The 13,081-nt window shown below is 56.9% G+C and carries 14 protein-coding genes and 3 pseudogenes; 7 read left to right on the top strand and 10 right to left on the bottom strand.

The features are described 5' to 3' along the window. Positions 1-10: 10 nt before the first annotated feature. Together FHX08_RS27120 and FHX08_RS27115 are read right to left on the bottom strand one after the other, a co-directional pair. On the bottom strand, positions 11-994 hold the full coding sequence (locus FHX08_RS27120) for an HlyD family secretion protein (protein WP_184327962.1): 984 nt from the start codon (positions 992-994) through the stop codon (positions 11-13). Positions 995-1,400: 406 nt separating this feature from the next. Next, positions 1,401-2,399 (bottom strand): LysR substrate-binding domain-containing protein, encoded by a 999-nt coding sequence (locus FHX08_RS27115; RefSeq protein WP_184327961.1) that lies wholly within the window; start codon positions 2,397-2,399, stop codon positions 1,401-1,403. A gap of 159 nt (positions 2,400-2,558) precedes the next feature. Here FHX08_RS27115 and FHX08_RS31980 point away from each other — a divergent pair, with 159 nt between their 5' ends. The 5 genes from FHX08_RS31980 to FHX08_RS31740 all read left to right on the top strand — a co-directional run bounded on the left by FHX08_RS31980 (position 2,559) and on the right by FHX08_RS31740 (position 4,877). Next, entirely contained in the window at positions 2,559-2,705 is a 147-nt protein-coding gene (locus FHX08_RS31980; RefSeq protein WP_312862201.1) for a DUF4863 family protein, read from the top strand. Continuing rightward, positions 2,650-2,814 carry a DUF4863 family protein gene (locus tag FHX08_RS31750; RefSeq protein ID WP_246698414.1) on the top strand — a complete coding sequence of 55 codons (165 nt, stop codon included), beginning with the start codon at positions 2,650-2,652 and terminating at the stop codon, positions 2,812-2,814. Before FHX08_RS31980 ends, FHX08_RS31750 begins: the two co-directional genes overlap by 56 nt. 17 nt (positions 2,815-2,831) lie before the next feature. Continuing rightward, positions 2,832-3,857, top strand: coding sequence for a LysR family transcriptional regulator (locus tag FHX08_RS27105; protein ID WP_184327960.1), 1,026 nt, complete (start codon positions 2,832-2,834; stop codon positions 3,855-3,857). 171 nt (positions 3,858-4,028) lie between these two features. Next, entirely contained in the window at positions 4,029-4,460 is a 432-nt protein-coding gene (locus FHX08_RS31745) for a LysR substrate-binding domain-containing protein (RefSeq protein WP_246698393.1), read from the top strand. Between the two features lie 159 nt (positions 4,461-4,619). Then, a complete protein-coding gene (locus tag FHX08_RS31740) occupies positions 4,620-4,877 on the top strand; it encodes a hypothetical protein (protein WP_246698392.1) in 258 nt (85 codons plus the stop codon). A 499-nt stretch (positions 4,878-5,376) separates the two neighbouring features. On the opposite strand, the gene FHX08_RS27095 is transcribed toward FHX08_RS31740, so the two are convergent. From FHX08_RS27095 to FHX08_RS31735, 5 genes and pseudogenes are all read right to left on the bottom strand, one after another. Continuing rightward, entirely contained in the window at positions 5,377-5,673 is a 297-nt protein-coding gene (locus FHX08_RS27095; protein ID WP_184327959.1) for a hypothetical protein, read from the bottom strand. A gap of 573 nt (positions 5,674-6,246) precedes the next feature. Continuing rightward, entirely contained in the window at positions 6,247-6,621 is a 375-nt protein-coding gene (locus FHX08_RS27090) for a hypothetical protein (RefSeq protein ID WP_184327958.1), read from the bottom strand. A gap of 92 nt (positions 6,622-6,713) precedes the next feature. After that, entirely contained in the window at positions 6,714-6,968 is a 255-nt protein-coding gene (locus FHX08_RS27085; RefSeq protein WP_184327957.1) for a hypothetical protein, read from the bottom strand. Positions 6,969-7,103: 135 nt separating this feature from the next. After that, a complete protein-coding gene (locus FHX08_RS27080) occupies positions 7,104-7,325 on the bottom strand; it encodes a hypothetical protein (RefSeq protein WP_184327956.1) in 222 nt (73 codons plus the stop codon). Between the two features lie 1,113 nt (positions 7,326-8,438). Further along, positions 8,439-8,604: pseudogene (locus FHX08_RS31735) on the bottom strand (DUF1778 domain-containing protein); the annotation flags it as partial. A gap of 388 nt (positions 8,605-8,992) precedes the next feature. Between FHX08_RS31735 and FHX08_RS27075 the strand changes: the two are divergent. Further along, a complete protein-coding gene (locus FHX08_RS27075; RefSeq protein ID WP_184327955.1) occupies positions 8,993-9,601 on the top strand; it encodes a J domain-containing protein in 609 nt (202 codons plus the stop codon). On the opposite strand, the gene FHX08_RS32115 is transcribed toward FHX08_RS27075, so the two are convergent. Next, entirely contained in the window at positions 9,598-9,975 is a 378-nt protein-coding gene (locus FHX08_RS32115; RefSeq protein ID WP_184327954.1) for a hypothetical protein, read from the bottom strand. The genes FHX08_RS27075 and FHX08_RS32115 overlap by 4 nt on opposite strands. A gap of 91 nt (positions 9,976-10,066) precedes the next feature. Further along, positions 10,067-10,483: a cupin domain-containing protein gene (locus tag FHX08_RS27065; RefSeq protein WP_184327953.1), complete on the bottom strand. Its 417-nt coding sequence runs from the start codon at positions 10,481-10,483 to the stop codon at positions 10,067-10,069. A 91-nt stretch (positions 10,484-10,574) separates the two neighbouring features. Between FHX08_RS27065 and FHX08_RS27060 the strand changes: the two are divergent. Then, positions 10,575-11,986, top strand: a pseudogene (locus FHX08_RS27060) (PLP-dependent aminotransferase family protein). 56 nt (positions 11,987-12,042) lie between these two features. Here FHX08_RS27060 and FHX08_RS27055 read toward each other — a convergent pair. Continuing rightward, positions 12,043-12,978, bottom strand: a pseudogene (locus tag FHX08_RS27055) (NADP-dependent oxidoreductase). Positions 12,979-13,081 lie beyond the last annotated feature (103 nt).

The following is a 13,081-nucleotide window of genomic DNA, read 5'->3' as shown; positions in this document are numbered from 1 at the left end:
GACTTGCCTCTCAATTCGCTAGCGAGACTTTTTCATCGGTGTGAATGGTTGGAACCACGGACATGCCGGGGCGTAGCAAATTGCCAAGCCCATCCGCATGATCGATTTCAATCCTCACCGCGATTCGCTGAGCCACTTTCGTGAAATTGCCCGTCGCGTTGTCTGGCGGCAGCAGGGCGAACTCCGAACCACTTGCCGGCGACAAGTCGACAACATGTCCCGTAAGCATGTGTCCTGGAAATGCATCGATGGTCAGCGTCGCCGTCTGTCCCGGCCGTATCCGTGACAACTGTGTTTCCTTGTAGTTCGCAAGTACATAAAGGTAAGGAAGGGGTACGACATCGATGACCCGGGTGCCTGCCGATACAAACTGGCCGATGCGCACTCGGCTGGCGCTTGCAAAGCCATTGATAGGCGACACTATCCTCGTTCGAGCCAAGTTGATGCGCGCGATTTCCAGATCGGCCTTTCGGCTGGCGAGCTCGGCTTCGGCTTGCTGCTTTTGCGTTTGAAGCACATCGATCTTGTGTCGCTGAGCATCGACGTCAGCCTGTTTCTCAATTAGCTGGGCTTCAAAGCGACGAAGGTCTGCAACGGCGTTTTCACGCTTCTGCGCTGTAGTCCATCCTTCACTCGACGCTGCTTGTTGACGATCGTATTCGGCTCTTGCCCGGTCCCGGTCGGCGACGACCTCGCCTACGACCGCTTCCGATTGCGCGATGATCTTTTGCTGCAGCACGATCTGGCTGTCGGCGTTTTGAATTTTGGCCTCGGCACTGCCAATGGCTGCCTTCGCCCGTGCGAGTTGCGCGGCATAGTCGCTATCATCGATCTGGACGAGCTCGTCGCCGGCCTTGACGGGTTCAAAATCGCCGACCAGAACTGCCTTCACCTGACCGCTGATCTGTGAGCTGATAGGCGAGGTGTCAGCCTTGAGATAGGCGTCGTCAGTCCGCTGATCTATTCTGCCGGCAACCCATTCACCCCACCCCATCGGTATGACCACTGCACAACATATTGCGACGAGGATAACAGCGACCCTGATGAGAGCGAGAGCGCCTCGCCTGATCGCTGGCCTTGACGCCGGAACAGCGGGTTTGACGAACGAAGTGGTTTGTGGCCCGGACTCTCCAGTTTTCCGGTCATCGGCCTGCGCCCTGGCCAAAGACTGGTTTGCTACCTCAGCTGCCGCCATCGCAATTATCCCTCGTAGGCTCAGCCCGACACAGGTACGGCAAGCAGCTTAATGCTGATGCCGTAGCGACCGTGTCGAAGCTGGGCGGAATACAAGTCTTCCATCTGCGACCCGTTTAAGGGTGGGCATAAGAGGGAAGCCAGCAGCATTTTTGCGAAACTAATCGTGCATCTTTGCCCCTCGGCGCTGTTGGTTCCGAGTGCCGCTATGAGCGGAAGCCAGCGAGTGGCTTTGACCCCTCCTCCCGCAGGTTCGCACTCGCGGCATGGATAATCTGACGAAGCCACGTATGGGCGGGATCTCGGTTTTGGCCGACATGCCATAATGAACTTACGTCCAGAACGGCCGTGGGAAACGGCATTTCATGCATTTCGGCCTGAGCGCTGCTCTTTAGAAACTGACCCAACTGACGGGGGACAATCGCTGCATAACCGTCAACGGCCAAAAGCGCTGGAAGTGCGAGGAAATGTGGCAAGACAAGACCCACCCTCGGAGCTTGGCCGAGGGAGGCGTAGGCTTTAGCGAGCGCAGCTTTGTCGAACATATCTGAGCGGCGGGCGAGACCTCGTTCTGACAAGTACCCGTCTTCCCCTTCTTCGCCGCTCCCAAAGGACACGACGCATAGCGTCATTCGCTGCAACTGGTCCAAGGTCATTGGAGCGCACACGCCTGCTGCCGTTATCAAAACGTCATCGTACGAGAAAAGCGGTTCCGACCTGAAGCGGCTGGCAGTCGTAGCAAACGTTCCGATCGCAACGTCGATCTTGCCAAGGTCGATCTGTTCGGCCAGATCGATCCGTGTCACGGGTCGAATGACAAGATCTATGTGGGGCGCCTGCTCCTTGAGCGATCGGAGGATCAGGGGCATGAGAACCATCGTCGTCAGATCATTTGCCGCAACCGTGAACGTGCGGCGGGTGGTTGCCGGATCGAATGAGCCTGCTTCGATTGCCACCTCGAGTGAGTAAAGCGAGTTTCGGACGATCGGCGCCAATTCGAGCGCGCGCTCCGTTGGCCGCATCCTGGAGCCCACACGAACGAAAATTTCATCCTCAAGCAGGTTCCGCAGACGAGCCAAGGAATGACTGACCGCCGATTGCGTAAGGTTGAGCTTGCGGCTGGCCTGCAGCACGCTCTCTTCTTCCATTAGCGTGTTGAAGACACGGAGCAGGTTGAGATCGAGGCGTTTAAACTTTTCGCTCATATGGCGCTCCGATGAGATTTGTGCAGCATCCATCTACACTATGAATTTCGCTCATATCACACCTGATGGAATTTCACTTCCACGCGGCGTCGTTGGACGTATGTTCGTCACACGTTCAATGCGGCCGGGATTGCCGGCTCTCGCAATGGAGCAACGTCGATGGGGAATAGAGACGAACTGATCGGCCTCCTGAAGATCGTAAAGGATATGCCCCCCGGTGCGGAGCTAGAACGCTGGCTTAACGAAACTTATGGTCCGTCCACGCCTCCCTACCAAGACCTCGCCGCGTGGCTGGACCGCCCCTGATTCCGGCAGCAAGCACTATCCGGAGGTCAAGGGGGGTGCGCTCATCGCCCTCTTCTATCTGCCTGCTGGCCGTATCTCCTATGACTTCGAACCACCTGCGGCAGCTTAATAGACGTTGGCTTAATCGTGATCCGCAATGATGTTCTCAATGGCTTGTCCTGGGACGACTTTCGCATCGTGAAGGCGATCGGCGATGCGGGAAGCTTAGCGTCTGCGGCCGCGATGATCAGCGTCAATACGTCGACCATTTCAAGGCGGCTCACGCAGATCGAAACCATCCTCGGGGCGGCCTTGTTTGAGCGGCGCAGAACGGGGTACGCTGCCACCGAACCCGGACGCGAGGTGATTGCCCTTGCCAAGCGCTTGGAACTCGATATCGTTAGTGTCTCGCATCGTATAAGCGGTCAACTTCAGCAATACACTGGTCGCGTAAAGGTAGCGACGAGTGATTCCCTGGCTTTTCACGTCCTGACGCCTGTCATTGCGGAATTCAGGAAATCTCATCCGGCAATCACGGTCGAGCTTCTCATTGGGAACGCCTCTCTCAATTTGGCCCGTGGTGAAGCTGACATCGCATTACGCGCTACCGATTCGCCGCCTGAAAGCCTGATCGGCAAGAAGATTTCTACAATCGGCTGGGCCTTATATGGCTGCAAGCGCATCTGGAGAGAGCGGAGGCTGCCTATCCATCAATGCCAGCCGGTCGACTGGATCGGCTTCGGTGGGGCGCTGTCTAGCCTAAAAGCGAACACATATGTTGACAGCCACGCGCCGCAGACAAAGGGAGCTTTTCGAGTTGATTCAATCGAAGCGGCCGCTGCGGCGATTTCGGCGAACATCGGCGTTGGTTACCTGCCGTGCATGTTAGGCGACCTCCATCCGGGTCTGACGCGTATTGGGGCCATTGAGCCATCGCTATCGTCAAATCTTTGGCTGCTGACACACCCAGATATCCGACGGACACCGCGCGTGAATGCGTTTATGACCCTGTGTGCTCGCTTCCTTGCAAAGCAGCGTGACTTGATCCAGGGAAAAGATCTTGATGAAAGTCGCCTCCCAGCCTCATCGGGGGCGGCTCGGTTCCAAGCTCGGAACGACCGATATGACTTGAATTGCGATACGCGGGACGAACAGGTTCGCGCCGAGCAATAAGCGTGAGGCGTGGGTAGGGTTAAGCCTGATTGGCGACTTGTCCAAGTAGCCGAATGTCGCTCATATTTCACGGGTCGGCTCCGCTCTCAAGGGTAACACCGCGATTACTTCCAATCGCCTCCTGGTGAACGCGGAGCCGGCACGAATGATGTTGGAGCGGTGGGTTGCGAATTGCTGCTCGAGCGCGCCCGAGAAATCCTCGAGCGCGTCGACCACACCGAACGCGAAGTCATGCGCATCGGGCAAGGCGTCGCCGGAAGACTTCAGATCGCGTTCGTCGCACGGCGACCTATGGGCTGCTGCCGAAGATCATCAGGGGTTTCGCGCCGCCAATCCCGATATCGAGCCCGCGGCGATGAACAATGCCGAGCTGAAAGCGCCCTGATCCGGCGCGAAATCGACATAGCGATCGCCAAACCGCGGGTCGAGGACGACGAACTGAAGTCCGAAATCCTGGTCAAGGAACCCCTGATACTGGCAGTGCCCGACACATTCCGCGAGCGCGAGTTGCGGTTGGCGGATCTCGAGGTCGAGACCTTCATCCTGTCTCCAGGCGGCCTCAGCCGAGTTTTGCCTTTTTCGTGCTGGACGTCTGCAGGATGAACGGCTTCATCCGACATCGCAGATCATGGTACAGGACTATCTGACGGCCATCAGTCTTGTCTCCGTCTGGGTCGTAATCTGTCTCGTCCCGCACTCGGTCTCACATACCCACAGGCCGGGCGTCGGATATAGCGACTATATTGGCAGCATCCGGGAACAGTGCTGTCGCTCAATTATCGGCGCGACAACCGCTCACCCCATGTTTTCTGCTTCGTGGGGCTGACGAGAAAGATGGGCAGGATGGGCTGGCCTGCCACCGCTGGCGCACGCAGCACCTGCCTATGCTGCCATACCGCTGATTTCCAGCATCGAAGAAGCTCGATGATGACGACGATCATCATAAAGATGAACAGCCAGCTCGACGACCTGTTGCCTTGGGCCTACGTCCACAAGCCAGAAACCAAATCAGTGGTCTGAGACACCGCTTACACATAACGGCGCGGTAGGCAGATGCAAATTCTATCGGGGAATCAGCCAAGAAGGCATCCATTTCGCAACCCGGTACATCGATCACTGGCTCATGCCGCACCTGTCGCAGTCCAAAAAGACGAAATTGGCAATATGACAACATATGCTTGGGAACATCCGTGGCGCTCCCGAGTTCCCGCGTGCATGGTCACCGACATAAAAGAGCTGATAAATCAACTGCGTGATCCTGCGCGGGTTTATCTTGTCCCTGGCGACGCCACGGCCGCGGAGAAGATTGCGGCACTTTTGGCGAATGCTGCCATTGTCGGAAAGGCACCCCTGAGCACCGTTGACGTTCTTAAGGACACGGCAACCAAATTGGTCGACAGATCTCAGCTTCTGAGCTGATACCATCGCCCATCATCATGTGGTTGAGCACAAGCCGATCGCCTTCGGTAGCTTTAGCCGGGGCAAAGCTACCAAACCGCCGCCGCTTTAGAGGGCGTGATCAGTGAACGCGACTCTTCGGTGTTATGCCTTGCACCGCTTCTCGATGCCGGCCAGGGAAATTTATAACGTTCGGCTGCATACCCGGCCTATCGAAGTTCCGGTAGAGAGCGTCAGCAAGTTGAGCCGGCTGCCGCAGGCCTTGGCGGAAGAGCCTGATTATAAGCTTGGCGGCAACATTGAGTTCACCCTTCGGGTTCCCCGAGATAGTGCCTGTATAGCCGCAGGCCGCGAGAACGCCGTCGAGCATTTTGAGGTCTTTGGCTTTCAGATTAGTCGTATCAATAGTGGAAGACATGTCAGTCCTCCTTTCGGTGAGGGCGAAGCGCATAGGCCTCAATCGGCAGCGCCCGTTAAATGAACTACCGAGAACTTCAACCTGCGCTCAATCGTGGATCATAGCAAGTGAATTCAAGGAGGATCAATCTCGTCCTCTCTCGAAAAGTGTGCGGGTCCGCCCCACAAAAAGCCATATGTATAACTCTGCCCATCATCAAATGCCGCCTACCAAGGAGCCTCTCCTTGGTCGGAGAGGCAGCGCCATGTCAGCGCCTGCCCGCGTTCCCAGTGCTTAATTTTTTGCAGGCCATGATTTCCGGTCATCAGGCCCTATATCTTCAATACCGGCGCAGACCACCGCACACCGGGCGCCCTCCCGGAAATGATGTCGCAATGGCATATGAAGCAGACATGGTGATAGTGTGGGATCAGGTCTCACGAGGAATAGCGGTGGTCTTTCGGGGCAAGCCGCACTATCTCGACGGGCCTTTCCCGGACAAAAAGACCGCGATCCATGCTGCAGAACGGTACTGCTTCCACTTGGGATGGCGTGACGCAATCGTCAAATAATTTTCCGGCATCTGTCCCGTCATCATTGGAGCGAGAACGAATACGCGCACGGTCTGCTCGCTTGCCAGGCGGAACGAGTCTGAGAAAAAGAGAAAATATAAACGTCACCGACCGAAGCCTTATCCGAAAATTCGATCGGTACCTTTCCGGGATGGGGCTGGATGTCTCTGACTGCTCCCTTCTGGAGCGTATAGTGACAGGAGGGGTCGATTGTTACCGAAAATAGCACTGTTCTCGATGCGCTTGTGGTGACCTTGTAGAAGCGACTGGTTCCCAATGCCTGACCGGCCACATCGATGCGGTCTTTGAGTTGAAAGGTTTCGAGCGGTTCGGCACGCGCGCTGATCGGCTGGGCGGCGACCAGCGCAAACAGCAGTGTTCGAATTGATTTCGACATGATGTCTCCCGAAAAGGCACCCTGCGCACACATTCAAACCAATAGCGAGGGACCCCAGCTCCAGCGCCATGGAGGTAGATCCGATGAGCTCCCTAGCGACAAGCCTTAACGCGCAACAGGTAATCCATAGCGCGACGTCTGCTGTCATAAATCCTCGCGAGGAGCGCGTTATCCGGTTCCGCTAGAAAACAGTTGACCCGATACGCCTCGACAATCGCCGTCTGACTGACGAGCTGCCGAGTTACTTTGTCGACCCTGTTTTCCGCGAACTTTAGATTTTTCTTTTGGGAACGATGATTTTTCATCTGCTTGATTGGCGAGAAAGCCATCTGGCTTCGGTCATTCATCTGAAAGACCTCCTCTTTTGTTTTTAAGGGTGTGAACTGGCGGTCAAGACGCTCAAGACGGACTGGGCACCATGTTCGGCAATATTGGCGAACGAACTCGGCTGATCCCTAAAGCCACCACGATCAGCACCGGCGTTAGCGGAGTTGCGAGATCCCGAGTTTGATGACCTTGATCAAATCCGCCATCCGCTGACCGCGGCTATTCTGGTATTCTTCCAAGGTAGGGGTGCTGAGGGTGGCATCGGCGAGCGCAGAAATCTGATTGTCTTGCACTGCCCTGGCGCCCAAAGCCCAGATCCGGTCAAAGAGGAGCCGGTCTAATTCTTGATCTAGCATATGATCCACTGGCTTGGTCATGAAGAGGGAATTTAATTTTCATCGAAGGCTCGGTCAAATCATAGGGATCGTCACCACAAGGATGCCGATTAGCGCAGCTGTAAGCACTGATGTTTCGATCAAAAAGATTGTGATTTGCCGTCCTGTCAGCCCGGGAAAAAACTGCTGCATAATTTTTGCCTCGTATTAAAAATTTATTCTACAATGGTACCGTATCATTGTTTTGCGCAAAATATTTTATTATTTTCGTAAATACTAAAGTTTTTAATGTGGTGTCTGCCTTACAGCTGCGCTCGGCTTCAGCCTTGATCATCTGAATAAACTCGGAGTTGGCCATGATCCGTCCCGAAAAGAGACGTGTTCGCTAATGGACATAACCGCCATCGGGAATAATCGATCTGCACTGATAACGCAGTCGACTTTCCCACATAAGTCTCTCATTGCAGTAGCCAAACGTAGCGATCCGTAGCCCCGACCGCTCCCTTGTTTGTCAATCACCCTTCGCGCCTCGTTGGTGATCAGATTCCTGAATCGTGACTGTCCCTCACAGTGTGAACGACGCCGTTCGCGTGGATGAAAATTAGCAGCCAATGCGTGCTGTCGAGCTGCAGAGTGGAACCAATTCATGGGCTGCCCCCTGGTCCCAACAGAAAAACAGGGTCCCGGCGGAAGGTCTAACCCTCAAATGTAAGGGGAAAAAGGAGCCCGCCGAAGCGGGCGAGTTCGGGCAGTTAGGACGGGTCGCCCGACTGCTGTGAAGGCTGGTGAGCTGAACTAACCTTCGTCGTGCGACCCAAGTGTCATACCTCGCGGCGTTACGAAAGTTCCCGGTGCCACCATTATTTTTGGCTGAAGGCAGAGGCCCGGTCCCTCGTGCTGACCGGGCCTCCCCTTTGCCACCTCGTCAGGGTGAGCGTGGCGGCGCCCAGTATCTCGAACGTCGTTGAACGTCAATCACCGGCCGCTCATCATTTGCGCGGCCTTCTGCATGCGGGATCGAATGCGCGCCGCCTTAAACTCTCGGATACTGAGAGAGCCCGCGATGCCGTTGAATTGTGGCGGGAGAGGTCCAGCTGGCGGTTGATGGGATTGGAATCGATAGTCAGGAAAATCGGCAGCTGCAAATATGTCCCGATAATCAGCTTTAGTTGACCTGGTGCGTGGTAAACGCTCATGGGGCTGCGTCGGTGCATCGAGCCGGGCAAGGTATTCAGCATGGATTTCCGGGCTTACCGTGAAGATAGTACGGTCGAGCAGCACCTCCCTCGGCTCGGCGCTCGGAAGCCGCCAACATGAAATCCGCTGGCTTTGCCCTCTTGTCCTAGGTGGCAAAGCTTACCAGCGTAAGGACAATCTGACCAAGCACTCGAGCCACGACCTCAAGGCTACGGGGCAGGATATGCCTCGAAGACTTCATTACGATCAGCTCGACAACCTGACGGCCAACCGTGGACTTTGATGGAATGCGCCGTCGCATTGGCAAACAACGGCGAGCGCTATTTATAAATCTAATGGTTCGACTAATGGGGAAACAAACTATCTGGGCGCTTTCAGCGTCGCGGCCTGCCGAATATATAGCAAAGCGGAAAATCTCAGTCATACGATCGTGCAGGGCTGCGGTACCTTATGGGATCCGTGTCTGTCAGAGCGATCTTGTCGTGGCCAGGGGCAAGGTCATATAAGGCGCGATGACGTATGATTCAAAGATTTTCGTCGGCCTCAAACCGACCCGAAAAAAGCCGGTTGAACATCGCGATTCAATTGGCCCGGGATGCCAATGGGATGGATGCGACAAACGAGGCGACCATCGCGCCCCAGTGGGAGCGGACGCTGAGGGGCTATACCTGCTTTTTTGTCGTAACCACGCCAAAGAATATAGCGAAGGCTACAATTACGTGACGAAACTGTCGAACCCTGTGACGGCCCGCTATCAGCGGGAAGCGGCAAGTGGCAGCCGCCCCAGTTGGGGCGTCAGAGTCAATCACACTTTTGAAACTCCCCTCCCCTCCTCAGGTCGCTCCGGAACCGCGAAGACTATTAATGCGCGAAAAAGCACTGCACAAAACCAAGCAGCTAAAGCGGCCCTTCAATCTCGCAAACTCAAAGTATTGGAAGCAAAAGCATTTGAAACGCTCGGCCTTTCGCCGAACGCTACGCCGGATGAAATCAGAAGCCGTTACAAGCAGAGGCTCAAGATGCACCACCCCGACGCAAACGACGGAGACCGTTCGGCCGAGGAGGCTCTTCGGGCGACGATCGACGCCCATAAAATCCTGAAGCTTAACGGCTTCTGTTAGGCGCGATACCCCTGGATGCTCTTGAAGGGATCTGAACCAGCGTCCCGAAGAAACGGCTTATGATCCGTGTTTGAAATCCTCTTCGCGGCAACAACCGCCTCCCGCTGCTCATCCATGAACTGATCATAGCCACGGCCGGCGACGTCCATGCCCGCTCCCACCTGCAGCAGCGAGATCTCCGGGCGCATGAGCTCCGGTATCCCGGGCGTCGTATGTGGATCAACCGCGTTCGCGACGAGGTCAGTACCGGCCTTGGTGATGCCCTGTCCCAGCAGAAAATCGCGCGCGGCATTCGCGCGTATATCGAGGCAATAGGCGCAATTGCTAATCTGCGAGGCGCGCACGTAGAAAAGGTCGACAAGCTCGCCCGGCAAGTCGCTTTGTATAATGGTACGCGTAGACGTCACCGAGAGCCTTGGCGCCATTTGGTGCGACCCGGTTAACCCAGCCTATTGGCCAGAGTCCTCATTTTAACGGGGTTGTAAGCGGCTTGTCAGCGGAATCGACGACGAAAACGGCAAGCAGTTTCGCCGGCGCGCTGTTGCTCGCATTGCGGCTGATCGAATGCACGGCGCCAGGAGCCTCCGACCAACTCTCGCCTGCCTTGAAGATGCGGGTTTCGCCGTCATCGACCTTCGACTGGATTTCGCCGGACAGCACATAGGCGTAGATGAAGGCCGACTTCGCGTGCGTGTGTATGGGCGAAGCTGCGCCAGGCGCATAATCAACTTCTACAGCTATGAGCGACTTGCCCGGCATGTTCGGGATCGACTGGCTGAACCTGGGCGTAACCGTTTCGGCTTGACCGGCGTGCGCGGACGCTGTGCCGGCAACGGAAGCCAGCGCGATCCAGGTCGCCGAGAGCATGGTGTGGATCTTCATAAGGGTTCTCCTTTTTGAGAACCTGAAGATGGTGGTTTTCTGGCTTATAGAAAAGGAGCAAGAACGCACAGAAATTGTGTACCATGGCGCGATGAAAAAGCCTCTGAATCTCGATATCGACCGGTCGGCTAAAACCTCGCTGTCGGACCAGATCCGCAAGGCAATGGCAAAGGCCATTGAAGGCGGCGTGCTGGAGTCCGGCGCCCGGCTGCCCTCATGGCAGGACCTTGCCGCCCAGCTCGCTTGTCGCGTGGAACGGTCCGGACAGCATATGAAAAACTTGCTGCGGCCCAGATGATCGAGGCTTCCCGATCGATGGGCACTCGGGTTGCGCCACGGCCTCGCGCCGTCACGCAGAAGGAAATGTTGCCAGACGCAGGCTCTTTCCTGGAGACCTACCTTGAAATGGTGAAAGGGCCGGCGTTCTTCCAAATGGGCGTGCCCGCGACCGAGACGTTTCCTGCAACCTTGCTCGCGCGAATTCGCGCGAATGCCACCCGTGCCGAAGCAAGCGCCCCGCCTCTTTATCCTGACCCACGTGGCGAGCTTGAACTGAGACGGGAGATCGCCGCCTATCTTGCGGTGGCAAGGGGGATAAACTGCTCTCCTTCTCAGGTCATCATCACCCGTGGATTTGGCGCAGGGCTCGGCCTGACACTTAACGTGCTTGGTTTAGGTGGGCATAAGGCTTGGGTTGAAAACCCATCCTTCCCATGGTCAACCAAGGGGCTCGAACTGGCGGGGCTTGCTGTTGCCCCGATCCCTGTCGACGCAGCGGGGATGGATGTCAATCATGGATTGCGTGACCATCCCGGCGCCAAGCTCGTCCTCGTCACTCCCGGGCAACAGGCGCCACTCGGGGCTACGCTGTCGCTCGAACGGCGCCTTCGCCTGCTTGATTGGGCTTCGTCGGAAAAAGTCTGGGTCATCGAGGATGATTACTTAAGCGAACTGCAGCTGGCGGGACGAGCAGCGCCGGCCCTCGCCTCGCTTGATCGTGCCGGGCGAGTGATCCACATCGGCTCATTCAGCAAGACGATCAGCCCGACCCTGCGGCTGGGCTTTGTCGTGGCGCCGGCTGCGCTCGCCTCCAGGTTCGCAGAGGTCGCAGCGTGTCTCATGCCGGCGCCCGGGCCGTCAGTACAACTCGCGACTGCTGAGTTCATGCATGAGGGCCACTATCTGCGCCATCTCCGGCGCACCAAACGCGCCTATGCAGCCAAACGACAGGCTCTGTTGGATTGTCTAGTGCCCCATGTCGGCGCGGACCGCCTTGCGGCGCCGGGATTAGCCGTGCTGCTCAAGTTGCCGAACGGAATACGGGACCTGTCCGTGGCGCGCCAAGCCATGATGTACGGCATGTCTCCGTCGCCGTTGTCCGCGTGGTACTTACCGCCCGGGAGGGCGGAGTCCGGGCTTCTGCTGGGTGTCGCAACGGCTCCGACCAAAAGCCTCCCTCGGGTGTGCGAACGGCTCTTGGAGATAATCCGACGAGCGGGTTGATCAATTGCCGGCAAGGGAGGGCGAGACTCGCCGAGCCGGCAGGACATGTTTCGTGCTCAACCGCTTTCCACGCTCAGAACGATCTTACCTATCGGGGCCTTCAGTTCTCCCTCAAGCATCTGATGAGCCTCGCGTGCATTCGCAAGAGAGAGTGTTGCCCCTACCCTTGTCCTCAGCGCGCCACTGTCAATCAGGCGGGTGATCTCTGCCAGATAGGGCGTTGTGACGTTCACGAGAAAGAACTGCGCTTCAACCTCGCGCCTTTTGGCAAGCTCTTGATCGGGATTGGACACAGCAGAAATCAGTTTACCGCCGGGCTTCAGGACCTCAAAGGAGCGCGTCTGCGCCTCGCCGCCGACCAGGTCTAGAACCACATCCACATCCCGAGCCGCGTCCTCGAAGCGCTCGGTACGGTAGTCGACCGATAGGTCGGCCCCGAGATCCCGCAGATACGCAAAATCTTGGCTGGCGGCCGTGACAACGGTCCGGATTCCTGCCCGTCGTGCCAGTTGCACGGCGTAGGCTCCCACATTGCCGGCCGCCCCATGAATGAGCACCGTCTGACCGGCTTCAAGCCGTGCCTGATCGAACAATCCCTGCCAGGCCGTCACGGCGATAACTGGAACCGAGGCGGCCTCAATATAGCTGAGGGAGGTTGGCTTGGCCGCCATCATTGCTGCAGATGCCAGAGCATACTCGGCATAGGCTCCGATGAACCTTGGATTCGTAACCCCGAAAACTTAGTCTCCTACGGAAAATCCCGACACATCTGTTCCGACAGCCTCGATTTCGCCTGACAGGTCGGAGCCAGGCGTTAGTGGAAGTGGTTGTGGCAAGGCACTCTTGCCTGCTCTGATCCACCCATCCCATGGGCCCACCCCGGCGGCGCGAACCTTGACGAGGACCTCTCCCGGGCCCGGCGTGGGCTTTGGCACTCGTTCGAGGCTCATCGTTTCCGGGGGCCCGAACTGGTGGACACGCCACGCCATCATCGAAAGACCCCTTTGATCAGGCTCGGCAGAAACCCTGTCGTTGGTCATGTGAATCTCCTTGCTAGACGCTCATGCGGCACGCCGCCGTCAGACTGTCGCGTGC

Origin of the sequence: Rhizobium sp. BK529, assembly GCF_014194105.1 — a bacterium.
Lineage (GTDB): Bacteria > Pseudomonadota > Alphaproteobacteria > Rhizobiales > Rhizobiaceae > Rhizobium.
This window is presented reverse-complemented; position numbering and strand designations above follow the sequence as displayed.